Origin of the sequence: Janthinobacterium sp. GW456P, assembly GCF_002127655.1 — a bacterium.
Taxonomy (GTDB): domain Bacteria; phylum Pseudomonadota; class Gammaproteobacteria; order Burkholderiales; family Burkholderiaceae_D; genus Janthinobacterium.
Window position 1 is genome coordinate 17,598 of sequence record NZ_NEHB01000028.1, and the last position, 12,508, is coordinate 30,105.

Genomic DNA, 12,508 nt, shown 5'->3' on the forward strand with positions numbered 1-12,508 from the left:
GCAGTATTCTACGCGAATGGCAAAGAAGAAATTAAACAAAAACTGGTTGCACGACCACATAAATGATCCTTATGTGAAGTTGGCGCAAAAAGAGGGCTACCGCGCCCGGGCAGCATACAAGCTCAAAGAAATCGATGAAGACGAGAAACTGATCAAACCTGGCCAGGTGATCGTCGACCTTGGTTGCACTCCCGGCAGCTGGGCGCAGTACACGCGGCGCAAGCTGGCCGGCAAGGATGGCGGCGGGGTCAATGGTACCCTGATTGGCCTGGACATGCTGGAAATGGAGCCGATCGCCGATTTCCACTTCATCCAGGGCGATTTCCGCGAAGCGCGCGTGCTGCGCCAGCTGGAAGTGGTGTTGCAAGGCCGCAAGGTCGATCTGGTCCTGTCGGACATGGCGCCCAACCTGTCGGGCATTGCCACGGCGGATGCCGCGCGCATGGAACATCTGATCGACCTGGCCATCGAATTTTCGCAATTGCACCTGAAGCCGTCTGGCGTATTGCTGGTGAAATGCTTTAAAGACATGGGTTTTAGCCAGATCGTGGAGAAATTCCGCGCTGAATTCAAGGTCGTGGTACAGAAAAAGCCCAAGGCCAGCCGCGATAAATCGTCAGAAATCTTCCTGATGGGCCGTGGAATCAAGAATCCGCTGAAAAATGCCGTAGAAGAAGATGATCCCGCCCTTGATATTTAAGAGGGAATCCGCACATGGGAACGAGAAGTGCAGTAGCGTCTGATGGCATAAAAGCCTAAATTGTTTATACTGCATTTTTTTGCGTGAACGCGGTTTTTTCGCGCGCACGGATCGGCGGGCTTTGGCACGGCCCGCTTATTGCGAGTAAAATCGTGTTTCTAGCTATAGGTAAAGAGATGCGCACTGCATCCAAGGAGTCTTCGTGAATAACATGTTTTCCAAATCTGCCATCTGGGTAGTCGTATTGCTGCTGTTGTTCATGCTGTTCAAGCAATTCGACAGTCATGGCGCCACAGGCGGCAGCAAGGCCATCGCTTATTCCGATTTGCTGGATGAAGTCAAAGCCAAGCGCGTCAAGGATGTCGTGATCGAAGGTTCGTCGATCACCGCCAAGCTGATGGACGACACCAAGGTGCGTACCACCGCCACCAGCCTCGACAAGGGCCTGATCGGCGACTTGCGCGACAATGGCGTGCATTTCGATGTGCGTCCGCCCGAGGAAGCGTCTTTCCTGCAAACTATTTTTGTTTCCTGGTTCCCCATGCTGCTGTTGATCGGCGTGTGGGTCTTCTTCATGCGTCAGATGCAAGGCGGCGGCAAGGGCGGGGCTTTCTCGTTCGGCAAGTCGAAGGCGCGCATGATGGATGAGGCCAGCAACACCGTCACCTTCGCCGACGTCGCCGGTTGCGACGAAGCGAAAGAAGAAGTCAACGAAGTGGTCGACTTCCTCAAGGACCCGAGCAAATTCCAGAAACTGGGCGGCCGCATTCCCCGCGGCGTGCTGATGGTCGGTCCTCCGGGCACGGGTAAAACCCTGCTGGCGCGCGCCATCGCCGGCGAAGCCAAGGTGCCGTTCTTCTCGATTTCCGGTTCCGACTTCGTGGAAATGTTCGTCGGCGTCGGCGCCAGCCGCGTGCGCGACATGTTCGAGAACGCGAAAAAACATTCGCCATGCATCATCTTCATCGACGAGATCGACGCCGTCGGCCGCCACCGCGGCGCTGGCATGGGCGGCGGCAATGACGAGCGCGAACAGACCCTGAACCAGTTGCTGGTCGAGATGGACGGTTTTGAAGCGAACTCCGGCGTCATCGTCGTGGCCGCCACCAACCGCGCCGACGTGCTCGACAAAGCCTTGCTGCGTCCGGGCCGCTTCGACCGCCAGGTCTCCGTTGGCTTGCCCGATATCCGCGGCCGCGAACAGATCTTGAACGTGCACATGCGCAAAGTGCCTATCGGTACCGACGTGAAAGCCGATATCCTGGCCCGCGGCACGCCTGGCTTCTCCGGTGCCGACCTGGCCAACCTGGTCAACGAGGCAGCCTTGTTCGCCGCGCGCCGCAGCAAGCGTCTGGTGGAAATGATCGATTTCGAAGATGCGAAAGACAAGATCTACATGGGTCCAGAGCGCAAGTCGATGATCATCCGCGAGGAAGAGCGCCGCAATACGGCTTATCATGAGTCCGGTCACGCCGTCGTCGCCAAGCTGCTGCCAAAAGCCGATCCCGTGCATAAAGTGACGATCATGCCGCGCGGCTGGGCCCTGGGCCTGACCTGGCAGTTGCCGGAACACGACAACTTGTCCGCCTACAAGGACAAGATGCTGGAAGAAATTTCCATCCTGTTCGGCGGCCGTATCGCCGAAGAGATTTTCGTGGGACAAATGTCCACAGGCGCGTCGAACGATTTCTCGCGTGCCACCAAGCTGGCCCGTTCCATGGTGACCCGCTTCGGCATGTCCGACAGCATGGGCGTGATGGTCTATGAAGACAGCGAAAACGAAGGTTTCTTCGGTGGCGCCACCAAGACCATCTCGGAAGCGACCCAGCAAAAGGTCGATGCTGAAATCCGCAACATTCTCGACAAGCAATATGCTTTGGCGCGCACCTTGCTGGAAAGCAACCGCGACAAGGTTGAAATGATGACGAAAGCGTTGCTGGAATGGGAAACCATTGATGCAGAGCAAATCAATGACATCATGGCCGGCCTGGAGCCGCGTCCACCGAAAGTCATTCCGCCACGCCGCAATCCAGGCGACAGCGGCACGGGCGGCATCTCGCCAAACGTGACGGCACCAGCCTGACAACGGTCGCCCTGACGGGCGGCGCGCAAGGGTATGGCAAGGAAGGGTAAGGAGCAATCCTTGCCCTTTTTCGTTGCCGCGGCAGTTTTTTCCTGACGACTACAAAGATTTACATGCGACACTATTTGCAATTCGGCCGTTTCGGCTTCAAGCTGTCCGGCGCGCAGGCGCTGGTGATGGGCATCCTGAACATCACGCCCGACTCGTTTTCCGATGCGGGCCAGTACCAGCACCTGGAATTTGCCCTCTCGCGCGCCGAGCAGATGATTGCGGACGGCGCCGACATCATCGATATCGGCGGCGAATCGAGCCGCCCCGGCGCGCCGCCGCTGCCGCTGCAGGACGAGTTGCAGCGCGTCATGCCGGTGCTGTACGCCTTGCGCGACTGCGGCAAGCCCCTGTCCGTCGACACGTATAAACCCGAAGTGATGCGCGAAGCCATCCTGGCGGGCGCCGACATGATCAACGACATCAACGGCTTCCGTGCGCCCGGCGCCATCGACGCCGTGCGCGACAGCGATTGCGCGCTGTGCATCATGCACATGCAAAGCGTGCCGCAAACCATGCAGGACCAGCCGCAATACGACGACGTGGTGCGCGAAGTCATCGACTTCCTGCGCGAACGCATCGATATCCTGACGGCGGCCGGTATCGCCCACGAACGCCTGTGCGTCGACCCCGGCTTCGGCTTTGGCAAGACGGTGGAACAGAACTATGCTTTATTGCGCGCCACGCGCCAGCTGCGCAGCGAGCTGGACCTGCCTGTGCTGGCGGGCCTGTCGCGCAAGTCGATGATCGGCGCCGTGACGGGACGTCCCGTCGAGCAGCGCCTGGCCGGCAGTGTCGCCGGCGCGCTTGCCGCGGTAGCGCAAGGCGCAGAAATTATCCGTGTGCATGATGTAGCCGAAACCGTCGATGCGCTGAAGGTCTGGCGCATGGCGCACTGAAGCTGTAAGATTTATTTTATTATAAACAACAAAAAGAGAAATTTATGACGCGTAAATATTTTGGCACCGATGGCATTCGCGGCCTGGTGGGCACGGCTCCGATCACTCCCGATTTCGTCATGCGCCTCGGCTATGCGGCCGGCAAGGTGCTGGCCAAGTCGCAGGGCGGCAAGACCCGCCCGACTGTGCTGATCGGCAAGGACACGCGCATTTCCGGCTACATGCTGGAAGCGGCGCTGGAGGCGGGCCTGTCGGCCGCCGGCGTGGACGTGATGCTGGCCGGCCCCATGCCGACGCCAGCGATCGCTTACCTGACGCGGGCGCTGCGCCTGTCGGCCGGGGTGGTCATTTCCGCCTCGCACAATCCCTACCATGACAATGGCATCAAGTTCTTTTCCGGCCAGGGCACCAAGCTGCCCGACAGCCTGGAGCTGGAAATCGAAGCCGCGCTCGACGAGCCCATGGCTTGCGTGGCGTCGGACAAGCTGGGGCGCGCCAAGCGCCTCGACGATGCCCAGGGCCGCTACATTGAGTTCTGCAAGAGCACCTTCCCGAACGAGCTGGACTTGCACGGCCTGAAGATCGTCGTCGATTGCGCGCACGGTGCCGCCTACCATATCGCGCCGCACGTCTTCCATGAACTGGGCGCGGAAGTCATCGCCATCGGCAACAAGCCCGATGGCTTCAACATCAACGCTGGCTTTGGCGCCACCGCGACGGCCGCCATGGCCGCAGCCGTCGTCGAGCACGGCGCGGACCTGGGCATCGCCCTCGATGGCGACGCCGACCGCCTGATCATGTGCGACGCCACGGGCCGCTTGTACAACGGCGACGAATTGTTGTACGTCATGGTCAAGGACCGCCTGGCGACGGGGCCCGTGGCCGGCGCCGTCGGCACGTTGATGACGAATATGGCGCTGGAAGTGCTGTTCAAGCAGCAGGGCATCGGCTTTGCCCGCGCCAAGGTGGGCGACCGCTACGTGCTGGAAGTCATGAAGGAAAAGGGCTGGATACTGGGCGGCGAAGGCTCGGGCCATTTGCTGTGCCTGGACCGCCACACGACGGGCGACGGCATCGTCTCCGCGCTGCAAGTATTGTCTGCGCTCAAGCGCAGCGGCCAAAGCCTGCAGCAATGCCTGGCCGAACTGGTGCTGTTCCCGCAAACCCTGATCAATCTGCGCGTGGCGCCCGGTTTCGACTGGCAGAAAAATGCCGCCATGGTGGCCGAGAAGGAACTGGTCGAGGCCGAACTGGGCGACACGGGCCGCGTGCTGATCCGCGCTTCCGGCACGGAGCCGCTGATTCGCGTGATGGTGGAAGCGAAGGACAAGGCGAAAGCTGAAAGCATGGCGCGCCGCATTGCGGATAAAGTTGCCGCATAAAACGCAAGTCAGGGGGAGGCGCGATAGTTATTTCCATCTAATTCGCCTGGGGCAATTGACGAAATTGGGTGGGGGCGTTATTATCTTGTCTTCGGAGTGTGGCGCAGCCCGGTAGCGCACCTGGTTTGGGACCAGGGGGTCCAAGGTTCGAATCCTTGTACTCCGACCAAAGTCATAAGCGGGCTGTCAGAAATGACAGCCCGTTTTCTATTGTGCGGCGCCTTGGCATTGCTGGCGCGCATAGACTAAAATGCTGCACCTTTCCGCCCATCGTTCAACGGATAGGACAACGGTCTTCTAAACCGTGAATGGGGGTTCGATTCCCTCTGGGCGGACCAGTTCATGCTGGTCATGCACGCGACAGCCTGTCGCATTGCCAGCACTCTTCATCTTTTGCCTGCCGCGCGTCTCACGGCTGCGCAAACAGCACCACGCTCAGCAAATACAGCAGCGGCGCCGCGCACAGCAGCGCCGAACATACCGAAACGATTTTTTTGTTGGCCAGCCGGGCCAGGCGCAGCCGTTCCCGCGCGGGCAGGTGCTGGCGGATCACGCTGCGCGCGCGTGGCTGAAACGGTTGTTCGTGCATGAGATCTCCTTCGTCGATCAACGGTTGATGCCGTCGAGCATAGCGAGGGGGATCTAAAAATAGTGTAAACAGTGGGCCTGGCGCCGCAAGCGCGGCGTAAACATGCGGCTGGCATGGAAGGCGGCAGCGGGCGATGGTGCGCCGCTGCCGCTGGCGATGCTTACTTTTCCTGGCGGCGGCGTGCCAGGAAGCCCAGCAGACCCAGGCCGGCGAGCAGCATGGCATAGGTTTCAGGTTCCGGCACGGCGGAAATGAAGGCCCTGTAGTTGCTCAGATCCTTGGGCAGGCCCGCTACCGTGAAGGTGGTGCCGGCAGCCACGGGAGCGGCCCAGTGGAATACCAGTTCGCCCTGGCCGAAGTGGATGGCCAGATAGTCATAGGCGGCCGCGCTCGTATAGGAATTGACCCCGCCGCTCAAGCCTGCCGTGGTGCCGGCAGTGCAGCCCGAAGTGGCATTGTCGCAATACGAAACGGCGGCGCCCAGGCTGCTGCTGAACACGCCGTTGATGTAGCCCTGGATGTCCGAGGGGCTCTGCGGCACCAGATTATCGTCATAATATTTCACCTCCAATGCCGGTGATGGCGAATAGGTGACGGTGCTGCCGGCGATGACGAAACCGCTGGCCGGTCCCACATCGACCCAGGTGGCCGCTTGCGCCGCACTTGCCAGTACGGTCATGGCGGCCAGCATGGATGCCTTGACGGCAATGCTTTTTATGCTTTTCATGAAAATCCCCTTGTGCTTGAGACAGTTGCTACATCGTGTAGGGATACGCCCCTGCCTGCCGGGGAAGTCATCCCATTGCCCGTTTTTAGCTGCTATTTCCTGCGCGTACTGAGTACGCAAATGCAAGCTTACTCTTGATGTAAATTAATACAATTTTAATAATTCTATTGGTTTGCTTGACAACATCGCATACGGCTATGTATGGATGTGCTAGCGATGGCCAGCATGACGTTAGGAAATAGCGTGACAAGGCGCGCCAGCTTGTGCTAGCGGCGTTCGGGCTTGGGGGGAGGGGAGGCGGGTGCTTCAGTCGCTGTTGTTGCTGACGCCAAACAGGCGATCCTTGGCATTGAGCAGCTTTTGTACCTTGGCGCCCATTTTCATCAGTTGCGCCATTGATTCGGGCGACAGGCGCTGCAAGTCGTCGAACCAGGTGTTGGCCAGGTCCACCAGTTCATACATTTCGCGCATGCGCTCCTGCGCATAGTGATCCACCGGTTCCGTGGCCGGGGCCAGCAGCGCTTCGCGCAGCACGGTCAGGGTCGGGGCCACCTCGCGGCGGCGACGCTCGGCGGCCACCACGCGGAAGATTTGCCACACGTCGCCCAGCGAGGAAAAATACTCGCGCCGGTCGCCGGGGATGCGCGACTGGCGGATCAAGCCCCAGCCCTGCAATTCCTTCAGGCCGATGCTCACGTTCGAGCGCGAAAAACTCAGGTGCTCCGCGATTTCATCCGCGTGCAAAGGATGCTCCGCGACAAACAACAAGGCGTACACTTGCCCCACCGTGCGGTTAAAGCCCCAGCGGCTGCCCATCTCGCCGAAATGGCTGACGAAGGTCAGGATCAGCGGCGTCATTTGGATATTTTGAGTTTTCATAATTATCTGAATTTTTTCACGCCAAACCGCCAGGGTCAATTGATATATGTCATGTTTCGCAGTATTATACAAAAAATCGAATTTACAGAAAATTCTGAAAACTCAAAAAATATAAGATGACGACCTCGCCACTGTCCTTGCCCCGCTTTATTCTTCCCCGTGCCGCCAGCCTGGCGCAAGGCGGCGCCGCCTTGCTGTGGCTGCCGCAAGCGGCCTTGCTGGCCTGGGCCGTGCAAGCCATGCTCGACGGCGCCCCGTGGCGCGCGGCCCTGTTGCCGGCCGCCGGCGTGCTGCTGCTGGGCGTGCTGCGCGCCGCTTGCGAAGCGTGGGGCGCGCGGCGCATGTATGCGGCGGCGCGCGAACACCTGTCCACCTTGCGCGGGCAAGTGGCGCAGGCGCTGGCGCGTCGCTCGCCGCTGGACCGCCGGCGTGCCCAGTCGGGCCAGGCGGCCAGCGTCATCGCCGAGCAGGCCGAGGCCATCGTGCCGTATCTGGTGCGCTACAAGCCCGCGCGCTGGAAAGTCATGCTCGTGCCGCTCGTGATTCTCGCCGTGGTGACGCCGCTGTCGTGGATCGCCGCCTTGATCCTGCTCATCGCCGCACCTCTGATTCCCGTCTTCATGGCCCTCGTGGGCATGGGCGCGCAGGCGGCCAGCCGCGCGCAGATGGTGGAAATGGGCAGCATGAACGCCTTTTTGCTGGACCGCCTGCGCGGCCTGGCCACCTTGCGCGCGCTCGATGCCGTCGATGCCACGGCCGCGCGGCTGGACGCCTCGTCGCAATCCGTGCGCCGGCGCACGATGGTGGTGTTGCGCATCGCCTTTTTGTCGTCCGCCGTGCTGGAACTGTTTTCCGCGCTGGGCGTGGCCATGGTGGCCGCCTTTATCGGCTTCTCCCTGCTGGGCAGCCTGCATTTCGGCACCTGGGGCCGGGAGCTGAGCCTGGGACAGGGCTTGTTCATCCTGCTGCTGGCGCCCGCGTTCTTCGAGCCGCTGCGCGAACTGGCCGCCGTCTGGCACGACAAGGCGGCCGGCGAGGCGGGCCTGGCCGGACTGCACGACCTGGCCGCCGAGGGCGTGCCCCTGCCGGGCGCCGGCGTGGAGGTTGCCGCCGTCTCCGCCGCCGCCATGGCGGTGGCAGCGGCGCCCGCCATTGATATCCATCAATTGCGCTTTGCCCATCCCGGCGAGGCGCCCGTGTTCGACCGTTTCGACTTGAGCGTGCGCGCCGGCGAACACGTGGCCCTGCTGGGCGCCAGCGGCGCGGGCAAGACCACCTTGCTGTCCTTGCTGGCCGGCCTGCTGCCCGCCGGCGGCGGCGACATCCGCATCGGCGGCGTGCGCCTGAACGACAGTACCGTCAATACCGTGCGCCAGCGCATGGCGTGGATGGGGCAGCGTCCCCACGTGTTTGCCGCGTCCGTCAGCCAGAACGTGACGCTGGGCCGCGCAGGCGCACACGCCGCGCACGCCGCGCACGTGACGCAGGCGCTGCACCTGGCCGACCTGGCCAGCGTGGCGCAGGCGCAGCCGGCCGTCATGCTCAGCGATGGCGGCCAGGGCTTGTCCGGCGGCGAAGCCGTGCGCCTGGCCCTGGCCCGCGTGGCCCTGCATCCGCATGCGGACCTGCTGCTGGTCGACGAGCCGACGGCGCACCTGGACAGCGAAACGGCGGCGCGCGTCACGGACGCCTTGCTGGCACTGGCCAAAGGCAAGACGATGCTCGTCGCCACGCACGACCCCGTGCTGGCCGCTCGCCTGCAGCGCACGGTGGCTGTCGACGCCCAGACACAGGGGCTGCGCGCATGAAAACCTCGATTGCATCCAATCCCGTGCTGCGGCAATTGCTGCTGGCCCAGCCCCGCAAGTTGATCGGGGGCGCCATGCTGGCGGCCCTGACGGCCGTGGCCGGCATGGCCTTACTGGGCTTGTCCGGCTGGTTCATCACGGCCACCTCGATTGCCGGCGTGCATGCCTCGACGGCCATTCTGTTCGACGTATTCGGCCCCTCGGCCGGCATCCGCCTGCTGGCCATCGGCCGCACGGGCTCGCGCTATGCGGAGCGCCTCGTCACGCACGACGCCACGTTCGCCGCGCTGGCGGCCATCCGCGTGCAATTGTTTCGCGGCTGGTCGCGCCCGGAAGCGGCCAGCCGCCTGCTGCGCCAGCCCGCCAGGCTGCTGTTCCGCCTGACGGCCGATATCGACGCGCTCGAAGCGCTGTATTTGCGCCTGCTGGTACCCGCCTTCACGGCCCTGTGCGTGGCCTTGCTGGCCGGCGTGGCGCTGGGCGTGATGCAGTGGCAGCTGGGCCTGGGCCTGGCCGCGTGGCTGCTGGCCGCCGGCGGCGGCATCGGCTGGCTTCTGGCGCGCGGCGCCTGCCGTCCCGCCATCGTGCGTACACGCGCCATCGAAAAACTGCGTTCCGCCACCATCGACCTGGTGGCGGGCCAGACGGACCTGGTGATGGCGGGGCGCCTCGACGCCCAGTGCGCGGCTTTGGCGCAGATCGACCGCTCGCTGGCGCAAGCCGATGTTGCCCTGCAGCGCCTGGACACGGCGGCCGGCGCCGCGTATGGCGTGGCCGGCAGCGCGACCTTGGCCGGCATGCTGCTGGCCGTGGCCGCACTGGTTGAACAGCAAACGATGAGTGTTCCGCTGGCCGCCCTGGCCTTGCTGATCGCCTTGGCGGCCGTGGAACCGTTTGCGGGATTGCGCCGCGGCGCGCTGGAAGCGGGGCGCATGCTGCTGGCCATGCGCCGCCTGGCGCCGCGCCTGAATGGCGAAGTTGTACCTTCGCCACCCGTCGACGCCGTACCGGGCTTGCGCCTGGAACGCGTGAGCGGCGCGCATGCGGGCAGCCATGTGGCCATCTTGCATGATGTTTCCTTGCACATCGCGGATGGCGAGCGCGTGGCCGTGATCGGGCCCAGCGGCGCGGGCAAATCCACCTTGCTGGCCATCGCCGCGCGCGAGCTGGCGCCGCTGTCGGGAAGCGTCAGCGCGCCGCGCGCCTGTCTGTTCACCCAGAAGACGGAACTGTTCCAGGACAGCTTGCGCGACAACCTGCGCCTGGCCGCTCCGTCCGCCAGCGATGCGCAGCTGTGGGCGGCGCTGCAATCGGCCGGCCTGGACGAGGAAGTGCGGGCCCTGGCGGACGGCCTCGATACCCTGCTGGGCGAGGGCGGCCTGGGCTTGTCGGGCGGCCAGGCGCGCCGGTTGGCGCTGGCGCGGCTGTTCCTGCATGCATCGACCTTGTGGCTGCTGGACGAGGCGACGGAAGCGCTCAATGCGCAGACGGCGACCGATGTCCTGCAGCGCCTGGTCGCGCGCAGCGAAGGGCGCAGCTTGCTGATTGCAACCCACTTGCGGCGCGAAGCGGCGCTGGCGGACCGGCTGGTCAGCCTGCGCGATGGCCGCATCGTGGGCGACGCGCGCCGTGGCACGCCAGCCTTCGAGGCGGCGCTGGCGGGCTTGCGCGCAGATTAAGGAATGAAGGGAAGACTGGAGACACAGGCGGTCCGCATGCCGGCGTGAGGGCGGCGGAACCAATCGAATCGCATCAGAAAGCTACCAAGTTTACACACAGTAGGGAAATACCAAGGAAATCATATGGACTTCGATATTGTCGCTTTATCCAGACTGCAGTTCGCGCTGACAGCTCTGTACCACTTTATATTTGTTCCGCTGACGATAGGCCTGTCAGTGCTCCTCGCTATCATGGAGACGGTGTACGTGATGACGAACCGCTCCATCTGGCGCGACATGACCAAGTTCTGGGGTGTCTTGTTCGGCATTAACTTCGCCATGGGCGTGGCGACGGGCGTCGTCATGGAATTCCAGTTCGGCATGAACTGGAGCTATTACAGCCATTATGTGGGCGACATCTTCGGCGCGCCGCTGGCCATCGAGGGTTTGATGGCCTTCTTCCTGGAAGCGACCTTCGTCGGCCTGTTCTTCTTCGGCTGGGACAAGCTGTCGAAGCGGGGCCACCTGATCGTCACCTGGCTGGTGGCCATCGGCTCGAACTTCTCGGCCCTGTGGATTTTGATCGCCAACGGCTGGATGCAAAATCCCGTCGGCGCGGCCTTCAATCCGCAGACCATGCGCATGGAAGTGACGGATTTCGGCGCCGTGCTGACGAACCCCGTGGCACAGGCGAAATTCGTGCACACGGTGTCGGCCGGTTATACGGCGGCGGCCATCTTCGTGCTGGGTATTTCCGCATGGTATTTGCTGAAGGGCCGCCACGTGCAGCTGGCCAAGCGCTCGATGACGGTGGCCGCCTCGTTCGGCCTGGCCGCCACCTTGTCGGTGGTGGTGCTCGGTGACGAAAGCGGCTACCTGTCGTCCGAACATCAAAAGATGAAGCTGGCCGCGATCGAAGCCATGTGGACCACGGAGCCGGCGCCCGCCGCCTTCACGGCCATCGGCTTTCCCGACGCGACAGCGCGCGAGACGCATTACGCCGTGCATATCCCGATGGTGATGGGCTTGATCGGCACGCGTTCGCTGACGACGGAAATCCCCGGCATCGAGCAGCTGGTCGACCGCGGCGAGCTGCTGATCCAGGATGGCATCAAGGCGTACGACGCGCTGCAAACCATCCGCGGCGTGGCGCCGGGCAGCCCCGTGCCGCAGGACGCGAAAGACATGTTCGAATCGAAAGGCCAGTCCATGGGCTATGCCTTGCTGCTGAAACGCTATGTCGACGATCCGCGCCAGGCCACGCCCGCGCAGATCCGCCAGGCCGCGCTCGACACCGTGCCGCCCGTGGCGCCCTTGTTCTGGTCCTTCCGCGTGATGGTGGGCCTGGGCATGTTCTTTATCTTGTTGACCGGCACGTTCTTCATCCTGTCGACGCGCCGCACGCTGGACAAGCACCGCTGGCTGCTGAAAGTGGCCGTGTTCGCCATCCCGCTGCCGTGGGTGGCCATCGAGGCGGGCTGGATCGTGGCCGAAGTGGGCCGCCAGCCGTGGGTCATCGAAGGCGTGCTGCCAACGGCCGTGGCCGTATCCAACCTGGGCGCTTCGACCTTGCTGATCACCATTGCCGGCTTTGCCGCCATCTACACCGTGCTGCTGATTATCGAAATGAAGCTCATGCTCAAGGCCATCCGCAAGGGGCCGGAAGAGAAGGCGCCGGCCCCTGTGCCAGCGGCCGCAGCCATTCATACTCAACGCGCCTGAGGAGGGCCAGACC

At 63.0% G+C, this 12,508-nt stretch carries 10 protein-coding genes and 2 tRNA genes; 9 read left to right on the forward strand and 3 right to left on the reverse strand.

All coding sequences use genetic code 11. The features are described from left to right. Positions 1-16 precede the first annotated feature (16 nt). The 6 genes from CBW66_RS21915 to CBW66_RS21940 all read left to right on the forward strand — a co-directional run bounded on the left by CBW66_RS21915 (position 17) and on the right by CBW66_RS21940 (position 5,450). On the forward strand, positions 17-700 hold the full coding sequence (locus CBW66_RS21915; protein WP_070219517.1) for an RlmE family RNA methyltransferase: 684 nt from the start codon (positions 17-19) through the stop codon (positions 698-700). Positions 701-902: 202 nt separating this feature from the next. Next, positions 903-2,783: an ATP-dependent zinc metalloprotease FtsH gene (gene ftsH / locus CBW66_RS21920; protein ID WP_086140846.1), complete on the forward strand. Its 1,881-nt coding sequence runs from the start codon at positions 903-905 to the stop codon at positions 2,781-2,783. Positions 2,784-2,896: 113 nt separating this feature from the next. Further along, positions 2,897-3,730, forward strand: a complete 834-nt coding sequence (gene folP / locus CBW66_RS21925) for a dihydropteroate synthase (RefSeq protein WP_086140845.1) — start codon at positions 2,897-2,899, stop codon at positions 3,728-3,730. A 44-nt stretch (positions 3,731-3,774) separates the two neighbouring features. After that, on the forward strand, positions 3,775-5,112 hold the full coding sequence (gene glmM, locus CBW66_RS21930) for a phosphoglucosamine mutase (protein ID WP_086140844.1): 1,338 nt from the start codon (positions 3,775-3,777) through the stop codon (positions 5,110-5,112). 92 nt (positions 5,113-5,204) lie between these two features. Continuing rightward, a tRNA-Pro gene (locus CBW66_RS21935) sits at positions 5,205-5,281 on the forward strand. Between the two features lie 94 nt (positions 5,282-5,375). Further along, a tRNA-Arg gene (locus CBW66_RS21940) sits at positions 5,376-5,450 on the forward strand. Between the two features lie 71 nt (positions 5,451-5,521). Here the strand turns inward: CBW66_RS21940 and CBW66_RS21945 are convergent. The 3 genes from CBW66_RS21945 to CBW66_RS21955 form a co-directional block, all read right to left on the reverse strand. Continuing rightward, on the reverse strand, positions 5,522-5,701 hold the full coding sequence (locus tag CBW66_RS21945) for a hypothetical protein (protein ID WP_086140843.1): 180 nt from the start codon (positions 5,699-5,701) through the stop codon (positions 5,522-5,524). A 160-nt stretch (positions 5,702-5,861) separates the two neighbouring features. Next, complete coding sequence (locus CBW66_RS29495) at positions 5,862-6,428, reverse strand: PEP-CTERM sorting domain-containing protein (RefSeq protein ID WP_086140842.1); 567 nt, start codon at positions 6,426-6,428, stop codon at positions 5,862-5,864. A gap of 306 nt (positions 6,429-6,734) precedes the next feature. Next, a complete protein-coding gene (locus CBW66_RS21955; RefSeq protein WP_170933111.1) occupies positions 6,735-7,286 on the reverse strand; it encodes a GbsR/MarR family transcriptional regulator in 552 nt (183 codons plus the stop codon). A gap of 137 nt (positions 7,287-7,423) precedes the next feature. On the opposite strand from CBW66_RS21955, the gene cydD reads away from it, so the two are divergent. The 3 genes from cydD to CBW66_RS21970 all read left to right on the forward strand — a co-directional run bounded on the left by cydD (position 7,424) and on the right by CBW66_RS21970 (position 12,495). Next, complete coding sequence (cydD, locus tag CBW66_RS21960; protein WP_086153668.1) at positions 7,424-9,115, forward strand: thiol reductant ABC exporter subunit CydD; 1,692 nt, start codon at positions 7,424-7,426, stop codon at positions 9,113-9,115. Then, on the forward strand, positions 9,112-10,794 hold the full coding sequence (locus tag CBW66_RS21965) for an amino acid ABC transporter ATP-binding/permease protein (RefSeq protein ID WP_086139866.1): 1,683 nt from the start codon (positions 9,112-9,114) through the stop codon (positions 10,792-10,794). The genes cydD and CBW66_RS21965 overlap by 4 nt, the downstream gene beginning before the upstream one ends. Before the next feature lie 123 nt (positions 10,795-10,917). Next, positions 10,918-12,495, forward strand: a complete 1,578-nt coding sequence (locus CBW66_RS21970) for a cytochrome ubiquinol oxidase subunit I (protein ID WP_086139867.1) — start codon at positions 10,918-10,920, stop codon at positions 12,493-12,495. The last annotated feature ends 13 nt before the right edge of the window (positions 12,496-12,508 follow it).